This window comes from Caulobacter sp. SRI_014, from assembly GCF_057586315.1.
In genome coordinates, this window is the sequence record NZ_JBYCZQ010000001.1 from 132488 (window position 1) to 154683 (window position 22196).

The 22196-nt window shown below is 68.6% G+C and carries 21 protein-coding genes; 12 read left to right on the forward strand and 9 right to left on the reverse strand.

Annotated elements, in window-relative coordinates:
• The first annotated feature begins 37 nt into the window (after positions 1 to 37).
• The gene (locus AC2YG9_RS00760; RefSeq protein WP_487296011.1) at positions 38 to 940 is read left to right on the forward strand and encodes a hypothetical protein; all 903 of its coding nucleotides are present in this window, start codon (positions 38 to 40) and stop codon (positions 938 to 940) included.
• A gap of 239 nt (positions 941 to 1179) precedes the next feature.
• Here AC2YG9_RS00760 and AC2YG9_RS00765 read toward each other — a convergent pair whose 3' ends face one another.
• The 3 genes from AC2YG9_RS00765 to AC2YG9_RS00775 all read right to left on the reverse strand — a co-directional run bounded on the left by AC2YG9_RS00765 (position 1180) and on the right by AC2YG9_RS00775 (position 4044).
• Complete coding sequence (locus tag AC2YG9_RS00765) at positions 1180 to 1953, reverse strand: DUF4908 domain-containing protein (protein ID WP_487296012.1); 774 nt, start codon at positions 1951 to 1953, stop codon at positions 1180 to 1182.
• Between the two features lie 94 nt (positions 1954 to 2047).
• Entirely contained in the window at positions 2048 to 2773 is a 726-nt protein-coding gene (phbB, locus tag AC2YG9_RS00770) for an acetoacetyl-CoA reductase (RefSeq protein ID WP_487296013.1), read from the reverse strand.
• A gap of 95 nt (positions 2774 to 2868) precedes the next feature.
• Positions 2869 to 4044 (reverse strand): acetyl-CoA C-acetyltransferase, encoded by a 1176-nt coding sequence (locus tag AC2YG9_RS00775; RefSeq protein WP_487296014.1) that lies wholly within the window; start codon positions 4042 to 4044, stop codon positions 2869 to 2871.
• A 208-nt stretch (positions 4045 to 4252) separates the two neighbouring features.
• Between AC2YG9_RS00775 and phaR the strand changes: the two genes are divergently transcribed.
• Together phaR and AC2YG9_RS00785 are read left to right on the forward strand one after the other, a co-directional pair.
• Positions 4253 to 4870: a polyhydroxyalkanoate synthesis repressor PhaR gene (phaR, locus tag AC2YG9_RS00780; protein WP_487296015.1), complete on the forward strand. Its 618-nt coding sequence runs from the start codon at positions 4253 to 4255 to the stop codon at positions 4868 to 4870.
• A gap of 25 nt (positions 4871 to 4895) precedes the next feature.
• Positions 4896 to 5237 (forward strand): hypothetical protein, encoded by a 342-nt coding sequence (locus tag AC2YG9_RS00785; protein ID WP_487296016.1) that lies wholly within the window; start codon positions 4896 to 4898, stop codon positions 5235 to 5237.
• Positions 5238 to 5407: 170 nt separating this feature from the next.
• Here AC2YG9_RS00785 and AC2YG9_RS00790 read toward each other — a convergent pair whose 3' ends face one another.
• Both AC2YG9_RS00790 and AC2YG9_RS00795 read right to left on the reverse strand, forming a co-directional pair.
• Positions 5408 to 5716 (reverse strand): helix-turn-helix domain-containing protein, encoded by a 309-nt coding sequence (locus AC2YG9_RS00790; RefSeq protein ID WP_487296017.1) that lies wholly within the window; start codon positions 5714 to 5716, stop codon positions 5408 to 5410.
• 141 nt (positions 5717 to 5857) lie between these two features.
• Positions 5858 to 6289, reverse strand: a complete 432-nt coding sequence (locus AC2YG9_RS00795; RefSeq protein WP_271068014.1) for a hypothetical protein — start codon at positions 6287 to 6289, stop codon at positions 5858 to 5860.
• A gap of 206 nt (positions 6290 to 6495) precedes the next feature.
• On the opposite strand from AC2YG9_RS00795, the gene AC2YG9_RS00800 reads away from it, so the two are divergent.
• From AC2YG9_RS00800 to AC2YG9_RS00815, 4 genes are all read left to right on the forward strand, one after another.
• Complete coding sequence (locus tag AC2YG9_RS00800; protein WP_487296018.1) at positions 6496 to 8391, forward strand: TOL_0244 family TonB-dependent receptor; 1896 nt, start codon at positions 6496 to 6498, stop codon at positions 8389 to 8391.
• Complete coding sequence (locus AC2YG9_RS00805; RefSeq protein WP_487296019.1) at positions 8392 to 8964, forward strand: TOL_0243 family YfiR-like periplasmic protein; 573 nt, start codon at positions 8392 to 8394, stop codon at positions 8962 to 8964.
• A complete protein-coding gene (locus AC2YG9_RS00810) occupies positions 8964 to 10691 on the forward strand; it encodes a CHASE sensor domain-containing protein (RefSeq protein ID WP_487296020.1) in 1728 nt (575 codons plus the stop codon). Before AC2YG9_RS00805 ends, AC2YG9_RS00810 begins: the two co-directional genes overlap by 1 nt.
• Before the next feature lie 100 nt (positions 10692 to 10791).
• Complete coding sequence (locus AC2YG9_RS00815) at positions 10792 to 11841, forward strand: hypothetical protein (RefSeq protein ID WP_487296021.1); 1050 nt, start codon at positions 10792 to 10794, stop codon at positions 11839 to 11841.
• A gap of 24 nt (positions 11842 to 11865) precedes the next feature.
• Here AC2YG9_RS00815 and AC2YG9_RS00820 read toward each other — a convergent pair whose 3' ends face one another.
• The 3 genes from AC2YG9_RS00820 to AC2YG9_RS00830 all read right to left on the reverse strand — a co-directional run bounded on the left by AC2YG9_RS00820 (position 11866) and on the right by AC2YG9_RS00830 (position 14563).
• A complete protein-coding gene (locus AC2YG9_RS00820; protein ID WP_487296022.1) occupies positions 11866 to 12861 on the reverse strand; it encodes a fatty acid desaturase in 996 nt (331 codons plus the stop codon).
• Between the two features lie 97 nt (positions 12862 to 12958).
• Positions 12959 to 13474: a hypothetical protein gene (locus AC2YG9_RS00825; RefSeq protein ID WP_487296023.1), complete on the reverse strand. Its 516-nt coding sequence runs from the start codon at positions 13472 to 13474 to the stop codon at positions 12959 to 12961.
• Between the two features lie 366 nt (positions 13475 to 13840).
• Positions 13841 to 14563 carry a glycosyltransferase family 2 protein gene (locus AC2YG9_RS00830; RefSeq protein WP_487296024.1) on the reverse strand — a complete coding sequence of 241 codons (723 nt, stop codon included), beginning with the start codon at positions 14561 to 14563 and terminating at the stop codon, positions 13841 to 13843.
• Between the two features lie 221 nt (positions 14564 to 14784).
• Here AC2YG9_RS00830 and AC2YG9_RS00835 point away from each other — a divergent pair, with 221 nt between their 5' ends.
• The 4 genes from AC2YG9_RS00835 to AC2YG9_RS00850 all read left to right on the forward strand — a co-directional run bounded on the left by AC2YG9_RS00835 (position 14785) and on the right by AC2YG9_RS00850 (position 21031).
• Complete coding sequence (locus AC2YG9_RS00835) at positions 14785 to 16545, forward strand: ArnT family glycosyltransferase (protein WP_487296025.1); 1761 nt, start codon at positions 14785 to 14787, stop codon at positions 16543 to 16545.
• Positions 16542 to 17450 carry a hydroxymethylglutaryl-CoA lyase gene (locus tag AC2YG9_RS00840; protein WP_487296026.1) on the forward strand — a complete coding sequence of 303 codons (909 nt, stop codon included), beginning with the start codon at positions 16542 to 16544 and terminating at the stop codon, positions 17448 to 17450. The genes AC2YG9_RS00835 and AC2YG9_RS00840 overlap by 4 nt, the downstream gene beginning before the upstream one ends.
• Positions 17451 to 17789: 339 nt before the next feature.
• Positions 17790 to 18485 carry a response regulator transcription factor CtrA gene (gene ctrA, locus AC2YG9_RS00845; protein WP_487296027.1) on the forward strand — a complete coding sequence of 232 codons (696 nt, stop codon included), beginning with the start codon at positions 17790 to 17792 and terminating at the stop codon, positions 18483 to 18485.
• Between the two features lie 119 nt (positions 18486 to 18604).
• A complete protein-coding gene (locus tag AC2YG9_RS00850) occupies positions 18605 to 21031 on the forward strand; it encodes a M28 family peptidase (RefSeq protein WP_487296028.1) in 2427 nt (808 codons plus the stop codon).
• Between the two features lie 3 nt (positions 21032 to 21034).
• Here the strand turns inward: AC2YG9_RS00850 and AC2YG9_RS00855 are convergent, their stop codons facing one another.
• A complete protein-coding gene (locus AC2YG9_RS00855) occupies positions 21035 to 21598 on the reverse strand; it encodes a DUF4287 domain-containing protein (protein ID WP_487296029.1) in 564 nt (187 codons plus the stop codon).
• 129 nt (positions 21599 to 21727) lie between these two features.
• Here AC2YG9_RS00855 and AC2YG9_RS00860 point away from each other — a divergent pair, with 129 nt between their 5' ends.
• Positions 21728 to 22159, forward strand: coding sequence for an ArsI/CadI family heavy metal resistance metalloenzyme (locus tag AC2YG9_RS00860; RefSeq protein WP_487296030.1), 432 nt, complete (start codon positions 21728 to 21730; stop codon positions 22157 to 22159).
• Positions 22160 to 22196: the final 37 nt, after the last annotated feature.

Consider the following 22196-nt stretch of genomic DNA (forward strand, 5'->3'; position numbering starts at 1 on the left):
AAACGGGTCGGCTTAGTTCTTAGAGGCGTACCGTTCCATGTCCGATTGGGGATCCGATCCCGAAGCCCGCAAGGCCACACAGCGGCTGATTTTCCGTTGCGCATCCGACTATCTGCTCGACGAGATGGGGCTGCTGACCGGCCGGCACGGCGGCGACTTCATCCAGGCCGTGGTCTTCCTGGCCCTGGTCCAGGCCTCGGCCGACCCCGGGCGGGGCATCTCCATCCGCGCCCTGGCCCGGTCGCTGAACCTGCCGTTCGAGACCGTGCGCCGCAAGGTCAAGGAACTCGAGGACAAGCGCCTCTGCATCACCGCCGCCGACGGACGCCCGGTCGCCGCCCCGGTCGGCGAGGCCCAGGCCCAGGCCGAGGCCGCCCGCGTCTGCGACGGCTTCCACATCCTGCTCGGCAACCTCGCCGCCCTGGGCGTCAGCCCAACCACCTTCAACAACGGAGGTGCGCTGCCGCCGCCGGTCGCCGACCAGGCACAGGCCCAGCTCGCCGCCCACCGGCTGATCCACAACTATTTCCTGCGCACCCTCGAGGCCGGGGTTGAGCCGCACGAGACCATGTTCAACGCCCTGATCTTCGTCGGGGCCATGTCGGCCAACGCCGAGCGCATCACCTACGACCCCGAACTGGCCCTGCGCTATGCCGGGGCCGACACCCCGCCGCCCGACGCCCTTCGTCGCCCGGCCCGCCCGCGCGAGATCGCCGAGCGCCTGAACCTGCCCTACGAGGTGGTCCGCCGCCGCCTGGTCGACTTCCATGAGCGCGGCTGGGTGTCCAGGGCCGGGACCGGCTACCTCTGCCGCGTCGACCGGATGCAGCAGCCCGAGCTGCTGGCCGGGGCCTATATGATCGTCCAGCGCCTCGGCCAACTGGTCCAGGCCGTCGCCCAGACGGGCCTGGCGCTCGAGACGCAAGCCAACGCGGCCTGAAAGGTCTGAAATTTCAAGGGAATGCGCGGGGGTCGCCCTGGCCAGGCATCGAGCTACCGAGCTCGGGAGCCTGGCCAGGGACTAGCCCTCCCCCCGAAGGACGGGCGCAAGCTGTGCCCATTTCGGTCAGTCGCAAAGGGCTGACTGACCCGATTTATGGAGATCCTACCTCATTTCGGGTGGGGTGTTACCCGTCGGACACTTTTCGAAGCATTGGAATGTCAGTCGGCCGATAGAGTTTACCGCGCGGCGGCGAAAACGATCCGTTCCGACGATGGCCGGCCGCTGATTCCCAGCCTCGGCGTCACCACCACGATAAGCACCCCCTGGCGCAGGATGACCCCGGGCCGCGGCCCCTCGGTCAGGAACACCAGGTTGACCCGGCGCAGCTGGGCCTGGCCCTGTGGCGTCCGCGACATCCGCACCAGGCCGTCGGCGGCCACCAGGGCGGCGTCGGCGATCAGGGCCGAGGAGGCGGTCGAGGCCTCGGCCTGGAAGGGTATCTGCCGGCGGGCGGCCTTGCTGACCACGGCGCTGGCCCCGAGCAGCCGGCGGATCAGCGCCTTGGGATCGACCGGCGTCAGCCGGATCGGCCGCGACTCGCCCGACAGGGCGGCGGCGGCCCCCTCGCGGCGGTCCGGCGAATAGAGGATCATGCCGCCGACCTTGGTGTCGCGCAGCACCACCCGCCCGGCGTCGTTCTTGTAGAGGATATCGCCCCGCGCCCCGGTATGCGGCTCCAGCACCCAGATCTCGTTGCTGCCCTCGAAGCGCAGCATCGGCTTGGCCGTCGAGCGGTCGAGGGTGAAGGCCTGGCCGGATTCGGAGACGTAGCGGGCCACCGGCGGCGGGGCCGGCCGGTTGTCCGGCTTGTTCGGGAACAGCATGTCGCCGAGCGAGCCGAGGGGTGAGCCGCCCTTGGGCTGCGCATACACCCCGGGCGCGGACACACCGGCGATCACCGCCGCCAGCGCCAATGCGGCGGCTGGAAATCTCGCACCTCTTACGGCCATGCCCCGGTATCTGCACTCCGACTGGGGCGAATCTTGGACTGGGAAACGGCGCCGATCAAGGCGCCGCCCCCTGTTGCGCAAGAACCACAGACCGCTAGGCCGCCAGATACTGCCCGCCATTCAGCGTGAACGTCGCCCCGGTCACGAACCCGGCCCGTTCACCGGCCAGGTAGGACACCATGTCGGCGATCTCCTCGCCCTTGCCCAGGCGCCCGACCGGGATGCCGGCGATGATGCCGTCCAGCACGTTCTGCGGCACGGCCGAAACCATCTCGGTGTCGATGTAGCCCGGGCAGATCACGTTGACGGTGATGCCCTTCTTGGCGTTCTCGAGCGCCAGGGCTTTCGTGAAGCCGATCAGCCCGGCCTTGGCGGCGCTGTAGTTGGTCTGCCCGACCTGGCCCTTCTGGCCGTTGATCGAGGAGATATTCACCACCCGGCCCCAGCCCTGGTTGCGCATGCCGTCGATGACCTGGCGGGTCATGTTGAAAGCCGAGTCCATGTTGACCCGGATCACTTCCGACCACTGCTCGTAGGTCATCTTGTGGAAGAAGCCGTCCCGCGTGATGCCGGCGTTGTTGATCAGCACGTCGATGGGGCCGAGCTCGGCGGCCACCGCGTCGGCGGCCTTCTTGCAGTCGTCGAAATTGCCGACATTGCCCTTGACCACCATCACGCCCAGCTCGTCGGCGCAGGCCTTGGCCGCCTCTTCATTGCCGCTGTAGCCGGCCGCGACCTTCATGCCGTCGGCGACCAGCCGCTCGACAATGGCCCGGCCGATGCCGCGTGTACCGCCGGTGACGAATGCAACCCTGGTCATGATCTTCCCTCGCGATGTTCCCCGCGAGGCCACCTTAGGCGAGGCGGCGGCCATTAGGCCACCGCCCGCGATCAAGGTTCTGCAGAAATGTCAGATCAGACCGCTTCCAGGCACATGGCCACGCCCATCCCGCCGCCGACACAGAGGGTCGCGGCCCCCTTCTTGGCGCCGGACCGCTGCATCTCGTGCAGCAGGGTGGTCAGGATGCGCGCGCCCGAGGCGCCGATCGGGTGGCCGATGGCGATGGCGCCGCCGTTGACGTTGGTCTTGGCCGGATCGAGGCCCAGCTCCCGCACCACGCTCAGCGACTGGGCCGCGAACGCCTCGTTGCTTTCCACCAGGTCGAGGTCGGAGACCTTCCAGCCGGCCTTCTCCAGCGCCTTCTTCATGGCAGGGATCGGCCCGGTGCCCATGATTTCCGGCTCGACGCCGGCGTGCGCCCAGGACGCGATCCGCGCCAGCGGCTTCAGACCACGCTTCTTGGCCTCGTCCGCCGTCATCAGCACCAGGGCGGCCGCCCCGTCATTCAGGCCCGAGGCATTGGCCGCCGTCACCGACCCTTCCTTGTTGAAGGCGGGCTTCAAGCCCGAAACGCTGTCCAGCGTCGCCCCGTGGCGGATGTATTCGTCCTTGTCGACGACGGTGTCGCCCTTGCGGCCCTTGATCGTCACCGCGCAGATCTCGGCGTCGAACTTGCCGGCCTTCTGCGCGGCTTCCGCCTTGTTCTGCGAGGCCACGGCGAAGTCGTCCTGGTCAGCCCGGGTGATCTGCCAGCGGGCGGCGATGTTCTCGGCCGTCTGGCCCATGTGATAGCCGTGGAAGGCGTCGATCAGCCCGTCCTTGATCATGGTGTCGACCATGCCCAGGTCGCCCATCTTGGTGCCGTTGCGCAGCTGCGCCGCATGCGGGCTCTGGCTCATGCTCTCCTGGCCGCCGGCCACGACGATGCTCGCATCCCCGGACGAGATCTGCTGCGCCGCCAGCGCCACCGCCCGCAGCCCCGAGCCGCACAGCTGGTTGACGCTCCAGGCCGGGCTCTCGACCGGGATGCCGGCGTTGACCGCCGCCTGCCGCGCCGGCCCCTGACCCGCGCCGGCCTGCAGCACCTGGCCCATGATCACCTCGTCGACGTCGGCGGCCGAGATGCCGGCCCGCTCCACCGCCGCCTGGATGGCGATCTTGCCCAGTTCATGGGCCGGCAGGCTCGACAGCGCCCCGTTGAACGAGCCAACGGGCGTGCGGGCGGCGGAAACGATGACGATGTCGCTCATGGGTAAGGCTCCCGGTCCAGGCGGCCTCATGCTGCGCCGCCGCATTTTCTAAGCGGACGCACCCTGCCCCAACCCTTGGCGGGAGTCATCCGGTCACGGGCATTTGGTTGGCTTTTTCGCAAATGCGAGCAAGGGTGGCGCAAAGCCTTCGCTTACGCGATAGTGCGGCGCAAGATATGCGGCCTCACCGCAAAGATACGGGAACGAAATGTCCGACAAGTCCGACGCCGGCAGGGAGGCCGGCGACAAGGTGGTGATCAAGAAGTACGCCAACCGGCGCCTCTACAACACCGCCTCCAGCTCCTATGTCACCCTCGAACACCTGGCCGACATGACCCGCGAGGGCATCGACTTCGTGGTCTTCGACGCCAAGTCCGGCGAGGACATCACCCGCTCGGTCCTGACCCAGATCATCTTCGACGAAGAGAACCGCGGCGACGGCAAGAACCTGCTGCCCATCCAGTTCCTGCGCCAGCTGATCGGCTTCTACGGCAACCAGATGCAGGCCTTCCTGCCCAGCTACCTCGAAATGAGCCTGCAGACCTTCGCCCAGCAGCAGGAGCGCATGCGCGCCCAGTTCGGCGGCCAGTTCGGACCCGCCACCGGCATGCAGGCCTTCGACGACCAGGTCCGCCAGAACATGCAGCTGTTCGAACGGGCCATGAAGATGTTCTCGCCCTTCGCCTACGGCCGTGGCGAGGAACCCGCCGCCGGCGCCGCGCCGGCCGCCCCGGCCAGCAGCACCGACGACGACAGCCTCACCGAGCTGAAAAAGCAGGTCGAGGCCATGCGCGCCCAGATCGACAAGCTGGCGTCGAAATCTTAACCGGCCTGGCCCCAGACTGGGGCCCATGACCGAGCGGCTAGACCCGACCAGGCCCTACGGCGACCGGCGCCAGTTCGAGCGCCGGCGCGAGGACCGCGACGCGCCCGACGCCCATGCGTCGGAGCCCACCGGCGGGACCCTGCCCGTCCCGGCCTCCGGCGTGCACGCCCACGAACACACCAGCCCCCCGCCCCTCGATGGCCAGGCCGCCTTCGCCGCCCAGCTCCTCGGCCAACCCGGCGCGAAGCGCGGCCTCAAGCAACCGGGCACGGTAGAGACGGCCCGCTCCGCCTACCTCGAAACAGAATACAGCGGCCCCGCCGACCGCCGCCCGCCCAAGGGCCTGATCAAGAAAACCGCCATCTAACCTCCCTCCCCGAATGGGGAGGGCAGACCCGCGGTTACGCGGGTCGGGTGGGGAAGTCTGCTCCCGACCTTCAAGACAATGCGCTGAGACGCCTCATCCGGCGCGGCCAGTGACCCACTGCCCCACCCGGCGCGCAACGCGCGCCTGCCCTCCCCATTCGGGGAGGGAGGTTACCGCGCCAGCCCCTTCACCAACGCCTCCAGCGCCGCCACCCGCCGTTCCAGCTCGGCAATCCTTGCCAGGGGGTCACTTCCGGGCACGGGTGTAGACACCCCCGCCCGCACCGCCGCCTCGACAGCGCTCACCCCCAGCAGTTCGGCGAACGCCGCCACCTCGGCCGCCGAGACCTCCCGCTGGTCCTTGAAAACCAGCGCCAGCTCGGCCTCGCTCATGCCGGAAACCGCCGCCAGCACGGCGCGCGACAGCCCGCGCTCGGCCATCCGCGCCGCGTACCACTCGACATCGAAGAACAGAGCCAAACGGGCACACTCCAGGCTTGGGCCAACTGGCGCCGGTCTTGCTTAACCCGGAATAAACCGTGTTTCGGAGCCCAAAGTGACCAGCATCCTGATCAAAGCCATGGACGTCGCCGTCGTCGCCCTGATCTTTACGATCCTGACCTAGACCCCGTCGTTGCCCACGCCGAAGTCGACATCCCGACGGGCGGCGACGATGGTGACGATGAAGCCGGCCAGCACGTCGAGCAGCACCATCACCGTCATCAGGAAGAAGGTGGAGGTCGCGAACGCCGGGGCCAGCAGGAACTCCACCAGGCAGATGATGAACAGCAGCATCGACAGCGAGTGGTTGATGATGGCGATCCGCCGGCTGGTCGTCGATTTCAGCAGCTCGATGAACAGCACCACCAGACTGCCGGCCAGCAACAGGTCCGAAAGGCTGACCGACCAGGGCGACCCGGAGGTCATGGTGATGGTGAACAGCGGCCCGGTCATCTGCATCTGGATGTCCTGAGACCCGAACCCCCCCATGGTCAGGACGATCAGGTTGTAGACGACCACCGGAATGGCCAGCAGCGGAAACGCGGCGAACATGGCAAAGCCCCCTTCTCGCATCCGGCTCAGCCGGCGTTGTCCTAAGGGTTAACGCGTTTTCGCCGGTCGGTGAAGCGACCTCGCCCGGCCTGCGAAAACCCCCGGCCTCCGCCCGGAACCTAGATCGTCCCCTGACGTTTTCGTCGATCAGGGCGGGTGCGTCTGGCGTGCATCGCCCGCAAAGACAGCCAGGGTTGGGGATGGGATTGAAGAACAGCCGATCTGGAGCCGGAGCCCTCGCGCTCGTCGCCGCCTGCGCGCTGGCCGGCGCGGCCCAGGCCGCCGACACCGTCGCCGAGGCCCCCGACGTCAACCGCCTGAGCCTCGAGGAACTCACCGACCTGCAGATCACCTCGGTCTCGCGCCGTCCCGAAGCGGTCGGCGAGGCCGCCGCCGCCGTCTATGTCATCGACGGCGCCGACATCCGCCGGTCGGCCGCCGAGACCCTGCCCGAAGCCCTGCGCCTGGCGCCCAACCTGCAGGTTCAGCAGATCGACAGCGCCAACTATGCGATCACGGCGCGCGGCTTCAACTCGAAGGAAACCGCCAACAAGCTGCTGGTGATGATCGACGGCCGCAGCATCTACACCCCCCTCTATTCGGGCGTGCAATGGGACGTCCACGACGTGCCGCTCGGCGAGATCGACCGCATCGAGGTGATCAGCGGCCCGGGCGGCGCCCTCTATGGCGCCAACGCCGTCAACGGCGTCATCAACGTGGTCAGCAAGAGCGCCTTCGACAGCCAGGGCCTGGCCGTGGACGCCACCTTCGGCGAGGCGGACGGCCAGGTCGGCGCCCGCCACGGCGGGCTGATCGGCCAGAACGGCGCCTACCGGATCTACGCCAGCGGCATCGCCCGCCGCTCCAGCTTCCTGCCGTCCGGGGCCGAGACCGGTGACGAGCTCGAAGGCAGCCAGGTCGGCTTCCGCACCGACTGGCGGCTGGGCGCCGACACCCTGACCGTCCAGGGCGACTGGTACAGCCGCAGCATCGAGGCCGGACCGGTCGGCGGCGACTTTACGGGCGGCAACCTGCTCGGCCGCTGGACCCACGCCTTCAGCGACACCAGCAGCCTGGAGGTCCAGGCCTACTACGACCGCAACCTCCGCGATGACCTCAACGGCCTCAACAGCGACACCGAGACCTGGGACATCGCCCTGCAGCACGCCCTCACCCTGGGGACCAGCCACAAGGTGGTCTGGGGGGCCGGCTACCGCTTCATCGACGACGAGGTGATCAGCCCACCCGGCTCCGTCGCCTTCCTCGATCCCGAACAGCGCGACCTCTACCAGGCCAACCTCTTCGTCCAGGACCAGTGGCGGCTGCGCGACGACCTGACCCTGACCCTCGGCCTCAAGCTGGAGACCGGGACCTTCCGCGACCTTGAACCCCTGCCCTCCCTGCGTCTTGGCTGGCGGGTCAATGACAACGCCTTCCTGTGGGCCGCCGCCTCGCGCGCGGTCCGCATCCCCTCGCGCATCGACCGCAACCTGACCTTCCCGGGCTTCCTCGAAGGCGGCGGCTTCGAGCGCGAGGAGCTGTGGGCCTACGAACTGGGCTGGCGCGGCCGGCCCAGCCCCGCCACCACCCTGTCGGTCTCCCTGTTCTACAACGACTACGATGACCTGCGGACCGCCGACATCGGCCCGGGCTTCAGCTTCCCCATCCGCCTGTCCAACACCGCCCGGGGAACGACCTGGGGGGCGGAGGTCTGGGGGACCTGGGACGTCACGGACCGCTGGCGTCTCAGCGCCGGCCTGTTCGCCATGGAGAAGGACTTCGAGCTCAAGCCCGGCAGCCGGGACATCAGCGGCATCGCCTCGGCCGGCGACGATCCGGACTTCCAGGCTACCCTGCGCTCCCAGGTCGACCTGACCGACGCCGTCGACTTCGACGTCTCCCTGCGCGCCGTCGACGCCCTGCGCACTGTCCCCTCCTACGTCGAGGCCGACGCCCGCCTCGGCTGGCGCATCAACGATCATGTCGAACTGTCCCTCAACGGCGCCAACCTGCTCGACGAGCGCCACTTCGAATCCGACAACGCCGGAACCCGCAGACAGATCGGACGTACCGTCCTTGTCGGCCTGCACTGGAGGTACTGAGTGTTCGTCCCCCGTCGCCTGATCGGCGGTAGGACCACCGGGACCTGGCCGGTGCTGGCGCTCGCCTGCCTGCTGCTCCTGCCCGGCGCAGGCCGCACGGCCTGGGCCCAGTCGCTGGAGTACCCGGTCAAGGCCGCCTACCTGCCCAAGCTCGGCCCCTTCATCGACTGGCCGGCCCGCGCCTTCGCCGGCGGCCAGAGTCCCTTCGTCATCTGCGTCATCGGCCCCGATCCCTTCGGCGCCCTGCTCGACAAGGCCGCCGCCGGCCAGCGCCTGGCCGACCACCCGATCGTCGTCCGTCGCCTGGCCGCCGCCAGCCGCGACTGCCACGTCCTCTACCTTGGCCAGCAGAACAGCCAGTCGGTCGCCGAGTCCCTGAAGGCCGTGCGCGGCGCCCCGGTCCTCACCATCACCGATGGGGCCCGCCAGGGCGGCGTCCGGGGCATCGTCCATTTTGTTGTCAAAGACAGCCGTGTCCGCTTCGTCATCGACGACCAGCAGGCGGCCGACAACGGCCTGACCATCAGCTCCAAGCTGATGAGCCTGGCTCTGAGCGTCCGGCGGAGGACCTGATGGCCGACTTCCGCACCCTGACCCGTCAGTGGAAACAGACCCTGACCTTGCTCAGCGCCGTGGCCCTGCTCGTCGCCGGCATTCTGATCGGCCTCTACTCGGAAGACATCTACCGCGACCGCCTGCGCCACGATCTCGACGCCCAGGCCCAGGTGCTGGCCGCGACGGCCAGCGCGGCCGTCTTCTTCGAGGACCGCGCCGCCGCCCGCGAATACGTCGACGCCATGGCCGCCAACACCGACATCGAGGCGGCCAGCATCTTCGACGCCCAGGGCCAGCGTATCGCCCGCTACGGTCGCCCCGGCTCCTACGTCGCCACCTGGGACGAAGTCCGCGGCCAGGATCGCTGGGACGGACGCACCGCCGCCAGGGCCCCGATCGTCCAGGACGGCCAGACCATCGGCTTCGTCTACCTCCGCACCCGGCCCGAGCCCCTGCTGACCATCCTGGCGCGGCACGGCGGCATCGCCCTGCTGGTGCTGATGGCCAGCCTGCTGATCGTCGTGCTCGGATCGGCCCAGGCCGCCGCCGTCCGCGCCAACCGCCTGCTGCAGACGAAGAACGAGGACCTCGCCATCCAGATCGCCGAGCGCGAGAAGGCCGAGGAGGCCCTGCGCCAAAGTCAGAAGATGGAGGCCATGGGCCAACTGACCGGCGGCGTCGCCCACGACTTCAACAACATGCTGATGGTCGCCTCCGGCGGCCTCGACCTTCTCGACCGCACCACCGACGAGACCCGCCGCCAGCGCCTGCGCGAAGGCATCCGCCAGGCCCTGGACCGCGGCGCCAGCCTGACCCGCCAGCTGCTGGCCTTCGCCCGCCGCTCGCCCCTGCACCCCGAGGTCGTCGATGTCGCCGAGCGGCTGGAGGGCATGCGCCTGCTGCTCGACCGTTCGCTGCGCGAGGACATCGGGGTGGAGATGGAGATCCCGCCCGACCTCTGGCCGGTCGAGATCGACCCCAGCCAACTCGAGGTCGCCATCCTCAACATGGCCGTCAACGCCCGCGACTCCATGCCGGGCGGCGGCGTCATTCACATCGTCGCCGGCAACCATGCGGGCCTCGACGAGCCCGACCTCAAGGGCGACTTCGTCAAGCTCGGCGTCTGCGACAGCGGTGTGGGCATGACGCCCGAGGTTCTGGCCCGGGTGTTCGAGCCCTTCTTCACCACCAAGGAGGTCGGCAAGGGCACCGGCCTCGGCCTCAGCCAGGTCTACGGCTTCATCCGCGCCTCGGGCGGCGAGATCCGCATCGAGAGCGAGCCCGGCGAAGGCACCAGAGTCTTCCTCTACCTGCCGCGCTCGGACAAGCCGCTGCCGGTCCGCAAGCCCGCCGGCGCGCCACTGGTCGCCGGCCACGGCGGCCGGGTGCTGATCGTCGAGGATGACGAGGGCGTCGCCGCCTTCGTCTGCCAGATGTTCGAGGAGCTCGGCTGGCGCTTCCGCCGCGCCCCCACCGCCGGCAGCGCCCTGGACCTGATCGAGGCCGACGAGCCCTTCGACCTGGTCTTCTCCGACATGGTCATGCCCGGCGAGATGGACGGCGTCGGCCTCGCCCGACGCATCGCCGAACTGCGCCCGGGAATGCCGATCCTGCTGACCACGGGCTACAGCGAGGCGGCCCTGACGGCGGCGGATGAAGGCCTGCGCCTGCTGGCCAAGCCCTATCGGCTGGAAGACCTGGCGGCGGAGCTGGACGTGCTGAGGGGTGAGGAGCGGGCGGCCTGAATCGGTCGCCAACTCACAACAACGAACTTTCGACCCCCCACCCTTTTGGCTGGTGTCGCGACCCCGTGCGCCTGCCAAATCGGGGGCCGGAGACACGACGATGATGTTCAGACGATTCTGCTGGTTCGGCGCCGGCCTGGTGCTTCTGGCCGGCACGGCCAGTTCACAACAGACGACTTCGGAGGAGGATTTCGTCCGGTCCGGCCCCGGCGCCATTGTCTGCGGCAGCCTCTATCGGGTCGAAATGCGCCTGGGCTCCCCGGAAAGCCGCCGCAAGGCGAAGACGGCCGCGGACGGTCAGGTGAAGCTGGTGCAAAGCCGCACCGGGGTGGCCCCGGCCGAAGCCGAACGGGTCGTGGCCGAGCGCACAGCCTACGTTGAGGCCGGCCTGAAGGACGGAAAGATTACCGAGGACGAGCGGATCGACGCGACCCGGCTTTGCGACGAGGTCAACAATCACACCGTCATGCAAGGCGCGCTCTACACGTCGACGTCCGAACTGGCGCGAAAGCACAAGCTGCCACCGCAGCCGGCGGTCCGGGATGGGGACGCCTACTTCACCGGTGTCGACGCCATCGAAACCTGCGCGGCGATCTATCTGTACGAAGCCCTGATAAGCCGCGATCCCCGTGCGAAGGACCGGGCAAAGGCGGCCGGAGACGCCGTTGCCGCGCGCCTGCCCGAGGCCTCGGGCCTGCCCGCCGAGGAAACCAACAAGAGCCTGGCTGTGCGTGTCGAGCGCCTTGGCCTCGCCGATCGGGAGGGCCGGATCAGCCACGTCAAGCGGCTCGAGATCATCGGCATCTGCGACAAGCACTACGGCCACTCCGTCGGCGTGCCGCTGCCCGAGATCGCCCCGCCGCCGCTGACACTGGCCGAAGTGGAAACCTGCCAAAGCGACCTGGAGGCCGCCGGCGACCTGTACCAGCGCCTGACGAAGCAATTCCTGCCGGACGACACCCTTCTGACGAGGCAGAAGAAGGCTGGCCGGGTCTGCTTTGAAATGCGCAATGCCCACAGAAAGGCCCGCTACGCGCGCTGCCCGGCCGATGTCATGGCCAATCTGACGACCTTGAAGGAGGGCTCGGAGCAGTTGGTCGATATGGTTTCGCCAACCGGCAAGAACAACATCGGCTGCGCGGTGTATTGAGCGATCGCGCGCTTCCGCGCCGCCTCAGCCGCGCCGGGCGACCGCGAAGCCCACTAGCCGGCCCTGGCGCTCGTCCCACAGCGACAGCCACAGCGCCCGCCAGGCGCCGGCCAGGTTGACCCGCTGGCCGGTCAGGTTCGGGTGGTCGCGCAGCACGTCGGGCAGGCGGTAGAAGGGGATGCGGGCGGCCGCGTGGTGGATGTGGTGGGCCCCGATGTTGGCCGTCATCCAGCGCAGCGGGGCCGGCATCGTCAGGTGGGAGCTGCCGTGCAGGGCCGCGTCCAGCGCCGTCCAGTCGGGGTGCCGGCGCCATGAGGCGCCCTCGAACTGATGCTGCACATAGAACAGCCCGACCCCGATCGTCGCCGCCACCACCACGATGGCCAGATGCGCCAGCAGGGCCAGGGGCGAACCGGCCAGGCTGACCTCGCAGCCGATCAGCAGCGCCAGGCCGAGGTTGTTGCCCAGCACGCTGCGCCAGGCGGCGGGGTCCTTCATCAGACCGACCGGAATGCGGTGCTGCAGGGCGAACAGATAGGCCGGTCCCAGCCCCAGGATGACCAGCGGATTCCGGTAGAAGCGATAGGCGGCCCGGCGCAGCGGCGGCAGGGCCCGGTACTCCTCGACCGTCAGCGTCTCGACCCCGCCCAGCGAGCGGCGGTCCAGGTCGCCCGAGGTGGCGTGATGGATGGCGTGGGTGCGCCGCCAGTAGTCGTAGGGCGTCACCGTCAGCACGCCGATGACCCGGCCGGTCCAGTCGTTGGCGGCGGTCGAGGCGAACCAGGACCGGTGGCCGCAATCATGCTGGATCAGGAACAACCGCACCAGAAAGGCGCCGGCCGGCAGGGCCAGCAGCAGCGACCACCAATGGCCGTGGGCCACCCCCTTGGCCGCCAGGATCCACAGCAGGGCCAGCGGCAGGGCGGTGATCCACAGTTCCAACAGGCTGCGGCGGGTTTCAGGCGCCTGATAGGCGGCAAGGGCCTGGCGGACGGCCCGGTCTTCCGGAAGTGAAGGCATGGGGTCTCTGGCTGCGCGCGCCGCACCGCATGGGCGCCGACCAATAGCTAAGCCCGCTCGCCGGCCTTTGTTCCCGCGCGCCGGCGCCGGAGCGGCCTTATCCCCCGATCAGCGCCGCCAGCCCCGAGCGCCCCTTCACATGGTTCCCCTGCTGGTCGGTGCTGTCGCCGACGTTCCAGCCCTCCGGGCACTCGCCGATCCGCCGGTAGCGCCGCGTCTGGCTGTAGCCGCCGTCTCCGCTCACCGGTTCGGCGGCCTGGACGGAGACGAAGTCGCGGGTCAGGTCGCCCTTGACGGAGGCGGTGGCGACCCAGGTCTCGCCGTTCAGCTCGCAGCGCTGGATGCGGGTGTCGCCGGAGACCACCTCGGCGCCGAGCGGCCGGCAGGGGGTGTCGCCGGCCGTCACCGTCGGGCGGTTCAGGCCCTCGTGGATACGGCTGTCGGCGCAGAGCCTGACCGCCGCCACGCCCGCCTGTGCCGGAACCACCTCGACCGACCACAGGTGCGGCGGATCGATCGCCGCCGCCCGGGCCTTGTAGCGCTCCCCCGCCGCCTTGCCGTCGCAGGCTGCCAGCAGGACGAGCGGGATCAGAAGGACAGCGGCGGCGCGCATGGGAAGACCTCCGGGCTACAAACTTAAATCATTGAAGCTACACTTGTAGATCGGCGTCAAGCACTGTCGCTCGGCAATATGTCTAGACTTATTCATCGTCGGAAACGGGGACACATTGCATGGCCGCCCGCGCCGGACTCACGGCCGCTTCAACGGGGCGCGGCGATTCAATCTGTCCCCTCTCACCCATCGGCGCAGGGTGGTCCTCGGTAGGTCAGTTCGGCGCTGAACGCCGACCCCAGAGGGGCATCCAGCAGGCCGGTGCGGCCATATCAACCTATTGAATAGACACAATAAAAGCCGAACCGCCCAGCCCCTATCCGTGCTATAATCGCTTCGATTGGCCAGACCACCCGCAAGGGCCGCCTAGACCTCGTCGACACCCTGCGGATTGCGCGCCCGGGTGTTGAGCCACATGACGCCGAGCAGATCGCTGACCGAGGCCTTCAGCCGGCCCCAGTTGTTGTACTTCGACACCCCGGTCTCGCGGTGGCGATGGTTGACCGGCTCGAACGCCACCTCATAGCCCTCGCGCAGCATCAGGGCCGGCAGGTAGCGGTGGATGTGATCAAAATAGGGGAGCCGCAGGAACGCCTCGCGCCGGAACGCCTTCAGCCCACAGCCGGTGTCGTTGCAGTTGTCGTTGAGCAGCCGGCGGCGGATGCGGTTGGCCCAGCGGCTGGCCCAGCGCTTGGCCTCGCTGTCCTGGCGCTTGACCCGCTCGCCGCCAACCAGGGCCAGTTCCACCGGCGAGGCCTTCAGCCGTTCGGCCAGGCGCGGGGCGTCGGCCGGGTCGTTCTGGCCGTCGCCGTCAAGGGTGACGATGATCGGGGCCCGAGCCTCGAGAATGCCTGAGCGGATGGCCCGGCTCTGGCCGCTGTTCTTGCGGTGGGCCAGGACGCGCAGCTGCGGGATCTCGCCCTTCAGCGCCGTAAGCCGGGCCTGGGTATCGTCCTTGCTGGCGTCGTTGACGAAGATCATCTCGTAGGACCGGTCGCCGAAGGCGGCGGCGATCTCGCGGGCCAGCGCCGGGGCGGCCTCGCCTTCGTCATAGACGGGCACGACGATGGAATAGTCGGGGGTGCTCATAGGCCCCTAATAGTGCGGGTTTGCGGGAAGTGGAAATTCCACCTCTTCCGCTCATCCCGACGCAAGTCGGGACCCAGCTGGCAAACCGGAAGACAGGCTGGCGCAAATCAGAGCGAAACCACATCCGATAGCGGACACTGGGTCCCGACTTTCGTCGGGATGAGCGGGGTTTGGGGGTCCAGAGTTATGCGAGACCAACACCCAATGCTATCAACCCCCCCATGAGCCTCGAATCCCGTCTCGACTGGCTGGCCAAGGGCTGGCGCGGCGCCGCGGTCGCCGCCTTTGTCGCCTTCCTGTGCGGCCTGCCCGGCCTGATGGCCATGCCGCCGATCGACCGCGACGAGGCCCGCTTCAGCCAGGCCACGGCCCAGATGCTGGAGACCGACGACTACGTCTCGATCAACTTCCAGGACCGCACCCGCGACAAGAAGCCGGTCGGCATCCACTGGATGCAGGCGGCCAGCGTCGCCCTGCTGTCCGATGTCGAGAACCGCGACATCTGGCCCTACCGTCTGCCCTCCCTGCTGGGGGCCATGCTGGCCGCCTTTGCCTGTGTCTGGGGCGCGCGGGCCTTCTGGAACGAGCGCACCGCCATGCTGGCCGGGGCCATGTTCGGCGCAGGCTTCCTGCTCAGCACCGAGGCTTTCATCGCCAAGACCGACTCCGTCCTGGCCGCCTGCACCACCGTCGCCCTGGCCGCCCTGGCCCGGATGTACGCCGCCCACCGCGGGGTCGGGAAACCCTTTGCCTGGCGCACCAAGCTGATCCTCTGGGTCGCGGTGGCCATCGGCATGCTGGTCAAGGGGCCTGTCGTCCTGATGGTCCTGCTGCTGACCCTCGCCGCCCTCTGGGCCTGGGACCGCGAGGTCCGCTGGATGAAGGACATCGGCTGGGGCTGGGGCCTGGTGCTGATCCTCGGCATCTGCGGGCCATGGGCCCTGGCGATCACTGTCGCCACCGACGGCGCCTTCTGGGGCTCGGCCATCGGCGGCGATCTGGCGCCCAAGCTCGTCGGCGGGCATGAGCGGCACGGCGGGCCCATCGGCTATCACCTGCTGGTCGCGCCCCTGACCCTGTTCCCCTGGATCCTGCTGGTCCCGGCCGCCGTCATGCTGGCCTGGAAACAGCGCGGCGAGCCCGGCGTCCGCTTCGCCCTCTGCTGGCTGATCCCGACCTGGCTCCTGTTCGAGATCCTGCCGACCAAGCTGCCGCACTACACCCTGCCGACCCATGCGGCCGTCTACTGGCTGGTCGCCGCCGCCGTCATGGCGGCGCCGCAGCTCTGGAGCCGCATCATCGGCGTCGTGCTGCTGGCCCTGGCGAGTATCGCCCTGGCCTTCGTCGCCCTCTACGGCATGCAGGAATACGGCGATAACCCCGACCTGGTCTGGAGCCTTCTGACCGCCGCCGTCTTCCTGGCCGTGGGCGTTGCCGGCGCGGTGATGATCTACCGCGGGTCCAACCTGCGGACGGTGCTGACCATCGGCGTCATCGGCGCTCTGGGCCACGCCCTTCTGGTTGGCCAGCTGATGCCGCGCCTGGAGCCCCTGTGGCTGGCCCCGCGCCTGGCCATGGCGCTGAAGCGCACCGGCCTCGACCCGCAGGTCGGCCGCACCCCCGGCCCCATCGAGACGGCCGGCTATTCCGAGCCCAGCCTGGTCTTCGCCCTGGGCACCAAGGCCGGTCTCGGTGGCCCCGAGGACGCCGTCCGGGCCCTCTCCGAAGGCCGCCCCGCAATCGTCGAAAAGCGGGAGCAACAAGAGTTTCTCAAGCTCATGAAGGCCGAGGGGGTGCCGGTCGATCCGATCACCCGGCTGAAGGGCTTCAACTACGCCAAGGGCCAGGAGATGGACCTGACCATCTATCGCGGCCTGCCCCGGGCCACCGACCTGGCCCGCCAGCCGGCCGCCGCCACGCCCGCCTCCCGCGAGCCGGTGGCGCCGAAGAACAGTGAAGCCTTGAAGGACGTGGAAGAATGAGCCGCCTGATCGAGATCGTCGAAGTCGGCGCCCGCGACGGGCTGCAGAACGAGAAGGCCATTCTCGAGGTCGCCGACAAGGTCGAGCTGATCACCCGGCTGGAGGCCTGCGGCGTCAAACGCCAGGAGGTGGTCAGCTTCGTGAACCCCAAGCGCGTTCCGCAGATGGCCGGCGCCGAGGAGATCATGGCCGCCCTGCCCTCCGACGCTTCGCGCAGCCGCATCGGCCTGGTGCTCAACGAGCGCGGCTGGGACCGTTGCGTCGCGGCCGCCTGTGACGAGGCCAACGTCGTGGTCTGCGCCAGCGACGAGTTCGGCATCCGCAACCAGGCGGCCAATGTCAGCGAACAGGTCGACACCCTCTCGGCCATCGTCGCCAAGCAGCGCGCGCAAGGCGGCCCACCGATCACCCTGACGATCTCGGTCGCCTTCGGCTGCCCGTTCGAGGGCGAGGTGCCGCTGGAAACCGTCGTCTCCATCGCCCGGGCCGGCGCGGCGCTCGGCGTCGACGAGATCGCCCTGGCCGACACCATCGGCGTCGCCGACCCCTGGACGGTGAAAAAGCGTGTCGAGGCCGTCCGCCACGTCACCGGCGACACCAGGCTGCGCCTGCACTTCCACGACACCCGCAACACCGGCCTGGCCAACGCCTTCGCCGGGGTCGAGGCCGGGGTCGATGTGCTGGACGCCTCCGTCGGCGGCCTCGGCGGCTGCCCCTTCGCCCCGAACGCCACCGGCAACATCGGCACCGAGGATCTGGTCTACATGCTGGAACGCGCAGGGTTCGACACCGGGCTCGATCTTAACGGCCTGATCGAAACCGCCGGCTGGGTCGGCGAGAAGATCGGCAAGAAGCCCGCCTCTTCGCTGTGGCGGGCCGGTGTTTTCCCGAAGGCGGCGGCCTGACCTTAATTTTTGCCGCGACATCCCGTCGCCGGCCATCTTGAGTCAAAGCGTCGCGCCCACATTGTGAGTCTTTCTCGCCACGACCGCGCCCAACCCCTGTGCTGTAAGGCTTTCGAGACCCCCGAACGACCGATCACGAAAGAGTCAACTCAGCCAGGACTCGTGTTGCGGAATCACCCGGTTGCCCCCGATTCGCAAATCAGCTTAACGATTCTTTCCAACGGGCCGTTCACCATTAACCAGTCTTAAACCGACCCCGCCGGAAGTTAACGGCGGGCAAGGACGGCGGATTCCGCCGGTGCAAGATTTTACGGGCCGCTGGGCGCGGGGAGAGAATTGATGCGGGTTCTGCTGATCGAGGACGACAGCGCCACGGCGCAAACGATCGAACTCATGCTCAAGTCCGAAGGGTTCAACGTCTACACGACGGACCTGGGCGAGGAAGGCGTCGATCTGGGCAAGATCTACGACTACGACCTCATCCTGCTGGACCTCAACCTGCCCGACATGAGCGGCATGGATGTCCTGCGCACCCTGCGCAACGGCAAGATCAACACCCCGATCATGATCCTCTCCGGCACGGCGGAGATCGACACCAAGGTCAAGACGCTCGGCGGCGGCGCCGACGACTACATGACCAAGCCCTTCCACAAGGACGAGATGGTCGCCCGCATCCATGCGGTGGTCCGTCGCTCCAAGGGCCACGCCCAGGCGATCATCAACACCGGCGAGATCGCCGTGAACCTGGACGCCAAGACGGTCGAGGTCGCGGGCCAACGCGTCCACCTGACCGGCAAGGAATACCAGATGCTGGAGCTGCTCTCCCTGCGCAAGGGCACGACCCTTACCAAGGAGATGTTCCTCAACCACCTGTACGGCGGCATGGACGAGCCCGAGCTGAAGATCATCGACGTCTTCATCTGCAAGCTGCGCAAGAAGCTCGCCACGGCCAGCGGCGGCCAGCACCACATCGAGACGGTCTGGGGCCGCGGCTACGTGCTGCGCGACCCGCAGGACGGCGTCGTCGCCGCCTGACCGGCTCCTGATTTTACGCGTACGGAGACGCCCGCCCTCACCGGCGGGCGTTTTCCGTTTCGGATGGCCTTGCGCCCGCTGACCGGCCATGGCCCCCTGCCCCGGTCAGGGGAGCGGTCATGAACCAGGACTGGATGCGGAGCGGCTGGCTGGCGCTGGCCTTGCTGGGGGCGGCGCTGCTGGCTTGGCAGGGGACGATCACGCCCAGACCTGCCCCACTGGACGCAGCCGGCTTTTCCGCTGAACGCGCCCTGCGCGACATCGCCGTCATCGCCCGCGAGCCGCACCCGGTCGGCTCGCCCGCCAATGCAAAGGTCCGCGACTATCTGCTGGGCCGGATGACGCAGCTGGGCCTGTCGCCCACCGTGCAGGAAACCGACGCCCTAAGTTCCTCGCCCGACTACCCGCAGTGGCTGGCCGGCGCCCGTGTGCAGAACCTGATCGGAATCCTTCCCGGCAAGGACCGCAGCCTGCCGCCGCTGGTCCTGATGAGCCACTACGACAGCGCGCCCGGCTCGCCCGGCGCCGCCGACGACGCCACCGCCGTGGCCGTCAGCCTGGAGGTCATCCGCGACCTGCAGACGGCGAAGATCCAGCCGGCCCGCGACATCGTCGTCCTGATCACCGACGGCGAGGAATGGGGCCTCAGCGGCGCCGAGGCCTGGTTCAACCAGCACCCGCTGGCCAAACGCACCGGCCTGATCATCAACATGGAGGCGCGCGGCGGCGGCGGCCGGGCCAACATGTTCGAGACCGGCGCCGACAACGGCGAGCTGATCGCCCGCTACCGCAAGACCGCCGTCGGCCCGATCAGCAGCGCCCTGGCCGTCTTCCTCTATGAGAAGATGCCCAACGACACCGACTTCTCCGTGCCCAAGCGGATGGGGATGACGGGCCTGAACTTCGCCTTCATCGGCCGCCAGTTCGATTACCACTCCCCGACCTCGACGGTGGCCAACCTCGACCCGGGCTCGGTGCAGTCGATGGGCGACCAGGTGCTCAACGCGACGAAGACCTTCGCCCTCGATCCGACCCTGCCCAAAAGGGCGCCGAGCGCTGTCTATAGCCAGACTTTCGGCGACCACATCCTGGCCTATCCGCCGATCATGGGCTGGCTGGTGCTGGCGATCTGCGGCGGTCTGCTAGTCCTGGCCGGATGGCGGGCCAGGCGGGTCGGCGAGCGGCTCGACTGGCGAGACGGGCTCAAGGGCGCGGCCGGCGGGCTGCTTGTCCTTGTCGAGGTGGCGCTGGCGCTCAACCTGATCCGCCGGGCCACCGGCGTCGGCTTTGGCTTCATGGAGCAGCGCGCCATCCTCGCCGGCTGGCCGATGTGGGAGACGGCCATCTTCGTCATTGGACTCGGCCTGACCCTGATCATCCCGATGTGGATCGGCCTACCGGCCAGGCGCCGATGGATCCTGCTGCCGACCGGCATCCTGGTCGGAGCGCTCAGCAGCCTTTTCGGCGGCTTCGATGCGGTGGGCCTCGGCCTCGGTGTCGCGACCGGACTGCTGTCCATGGCCGTTGTCGGCCGACCGGCGCCCCGCAACGCCACCTGGGCCGGCCTGCTCTGCCTCGGCTTCGTCCTGGCTGTCGCCCTGCAGGCCTTCGTCCCGCAGGTCGCCTTCCTCGTCGCCTGGCCCCTGACCCTGGCCGCCGTCGGCGCGGCGGCCAGCCGGTGGGGCGCCGACGGGCGCTGGACCTCGCTGCTGGCGGTGCTCGCGGCCATCGTCTGCGGCTGGCTGGGCGTCTATGTCCATCTGACCGCCCAGGGACTGGACTTCCCGGCCCTGCTCGGCGTCTTCGCCCTGCTGGCCAGTTTCGTGCTCTGGCCTCTCGCCCTGCCCGCCCGGCTCGGCGAGGGCGGAGGGATGGAGAAGTCCCGGCCGATGGTCTTCGCCATCACCCTGGTCGCCATCGGCATCGGCTACGGCCTGGCCATGGCCGGTTCGACCAACACCTGGAGCGGCCGCTATCCGTCCGCCTACAGCATCGTGCACGTGACCGACAGCCACGCTGGCAAGGCCTGGCTGACCTTCCTGAACAACGAGTCGTTCGCGACGCCGATCACCGGCGTCAGCGCCAAGGACCTGGTCAAGGCCAGCCTGCCGCCGCTCTACGATCAGCCGACCTTCATGACCCCGACACCCGCCGTCACGGTCGCCGCCCCCACCCTGACCAGCCGCATAGAGCCGGACGGCCGGGTGACCATCGTCCTGACCCCACCGCCCGGGGCCCGGATTTCCCGTCTCAACATCAAGCTGAGCGCGGCGGTGAACGACGTCACAGTGCAGGGCCGCAAGGCAACCTGGCTGACGGACGCCGGCAAGACGCAGCACCTGCGCTGGGCGGGGGCCGACCGGCCCCTGGTCATCAGCTTCCGCCCGGTGAAGCCCGACGCCGGCCAGGCCGAGGTCGACTACGGCACGGTGCTGGAGGCCTGGCCCAAGGACGCTCCGCCCCTGCCTGGCCAGATCATCCCGCTGATGGCCTGGGGGATGAGCGGCTCCACCGGCGTGACCGGCAAGGCCGTCGTCCGCTGGTAGGGCTCAGGCTGCGTCCCAGGCGGCCTTGAGCCAGGCCTTCACCTCGGCGTCGAAGTCGGCGGCGGCTTCCAGCCGAACCCGGTGGCTGACCATGGCGCTGAACGAGCCGGAAGCTTCCAGCCGGCCCGCCGGGGCGACGCCCTTCAGCTGAAGACCCAGATCCAGCCGGGTCCTGGTCGAGGGCTGGACCAGGGCGAACTGTTTGGACCGCCGAAGGGAGACGTTGGCCTTCTTGGGCGCCACCTCGAGCTCACCGAGCGAGCGGGCGTAGGCCTCGATGGCCTCATACAGCGGCAGCAGGGCGGCCTTGTCGCCGGCGAAGACCGCTGCCACGCCCTCGTCTGCCGAGGCCGGGGCGGCAGTGATCACCCCCTGGCGCGTCTCCAGAGCGATGAGGTTGGCGTAGCCGTGGCCCAGGCCATGCTCGGCCTTCAGCCAGGCGACCATCTGGCCGTGCTTCTCCTGACCACTGCCCCTGGTCAACGCCACCCAGTCGGCTAGCGGCTTGCCGGTCTTGCTCTCCAGATTGCGGACCATGGTCAGGGTCGCCTCGTCCAGGGTGCTCATGGAAGCCCTTTCACCAGCCCAGGTTCGATGAAGTTGATTGAGCGTTCAACTCAGCGATTTCGTCAAGTCCCTCTTGACGCCGACCCGTTGATTCCATATTTCTCGAATTATCGAAATATGGAGAACCCGATGAAACGCCTGCACCTGCACATCGCCGTCGAAGACCTGGACCGGTCGATCGGCTTCTATTCCACCCTGTTCGGCGCCCAGCCGGCCGTGGTGAAGCCGGACTACGCCAAGTGGATGCTCGAGGATCCGCGCGTGAACCTGGCAATTTCGCAGCGCGGCCGGCTGGCCGGCATCGACCATGTCGGCGTCCAGGCCGAGACCAGCGCTGAACTGGCGGAGATCGCCCAGCGGCTAAAGGCGGCCGGCGAGACGACCCTCGACCAGGAAGCGACCACCTGCTGCTACGCCAAATCGGACAAGAGCTGGGTCGTCGATCCCTCGGGGGTGCGCTGGGAAACCTTCCACACGCTTGGCGAGGCCACCCGCTACGGCGAGGACGAGTCCCGCAACGAGCCGGCCACGACGCCAACAGCCGTCGCCTGCTGTGGGTGAGACCGGTCTCGCGGCCGTCACATCTTTCGGCTATTCC

What these genes read in the sequence shown, in the direction of transcription:
- AC2YG9_RS00760 (WP_487296011.1), top strand. Translation starts at nt 38, where the DNA reads ATGTCCGATTGGGGATCCGATCCCGAAGCCCGCAAGGCCACACAGCGG.
- AC2YG9_RS00765 (WP_487296012.1), bottom strand. Translation starts at nt 1,953, where the DNA reads ATGGCCGTAAGAGGTGCGAGATTTCCAGCCGCCGCATTGGCGCTGGCG.
- phbB (WP_487296013.1), bottom strand. Translation starts at nt 2,773, where the DNA reads ATGACCAGGGTTGCATTCGTCACCGGCGGTACACGCGGCATCGGCCGG.
- AC2YG9_RS00775 (WP_487296014.1), bottom strand. Translation starts at nt 4,044, where the DNA reads ATGAGCGACATCGTCATCGTTTCCGCCGCCCGCACGCCCGTTGGCTCG.
- phaR (WP_487296015.1), top strand. Translation starts at nt 4,253, where the DNA reads ATGTCCGACAAGTCCGACGCCGGCAGGGAGGCCGGCGACAAGGTGGTG.
- AC2YG9_RS00785 (WP_487296016.1), top strand. Translation starts at nt 4,896, where the DNA reads ATGACCGAGCGGCTAGACCCGACCAGGCCCTACGGCGACCGGCGCCAG.
- AC2YG9_RS00795 (WP_271068014.1), bottom strand. Translation starts at nt 6,289, where the DNA reads ATGTTCGCCGCGTTTCCGCTGCTGGCCATTCCGGTGGTCGTCTACAAC.
- AC2YG9_RS00810 (WP_487296020.1), top strand. Translation starts at nt 8,964, where the DNA reads ATGGCCGACTTCCGCACCCTGACCCGTCAGTGGAAACAGACCCTGACC.
- AC2YG9_RS00815 (WP_487296021.1), top strand. Translation starts at nt 10,792, where the DNA reads ATGATGTTCAGACGATTCTGCTGGTTCGGCGCCGGCCTGGTGCTTCTG.
- AC2YG9_RS00820 (WP_487296022.1), bottom strand. Translation starts at nt 12,861, where the DNA reads ATGCCTTCACTTCCGGAAGACCGGGCCGTCCGCCAGGCCCTTGCCGCC.
- AC2YG9_RS00825 (WP_487296023.1), bottom strand. Translation starts at nt 13,474, where the DNA reads ATGCGCGCCGCCGCTGTCCTTCTGATCCCGCTCGTCCTGCTGGCAGCC.
- AC2YG9_RS00830 (WP_487296024.1), bottom strand. Translation starts at nt 14,563, where the DNA reads ATGAGCACCCCCGACTATTCCATCGTCGTGCCCGTCTATGACGAAGGC.
- AC2YG9_RS00835 (WP_487296025.1), top strand. Translation starts at nt 14,785, where the DNA reads ATGAGCCTCGAATCCCGTCTCGACTGGCTGGCCAAGGGCTGGCGCGGC.
- AC2YG9_RS00840 (WP_487296026.1), top strand. Translation starts at nt 16,542, where the DNA reads ATGAGCCGCCTGATCGAGATCGTCGAAGTCGGCGCCCGCGACGGGCTG.
- ctrA (WP_487296027.1), top strand. Translation starts at nt 17,790, where the DNA reads ATGCGGGTTCTGCTGATCGAGGACGACAGCGCCACGGCGCAAACGATC.
- AC2YG9_RS00850 (WP_487296028.1), top strand. Translation starts at nt 18,605, where the DNA reads ATGAACCAGGACTGGATGCGGAGCGGCTGGCTGGCGCTGGCCTTGCTG.
- AC2YG9_RS00855 (WP_487296029.1), bottom strand. Translation starts at nt 21,598, where the DNA reads ATGAGCACCCTGGACGAGGCGACCCTGACCATGGTCCGCAATCTGGAG.
- AC2YG9_RS00860 (WP_487296030.1), top strand. Translation starts at nt 21,728, where the DNA reads ATGAAACGCCTGCACCTGCACATCGCCGTCGAAGACCTGGACCGGTCG.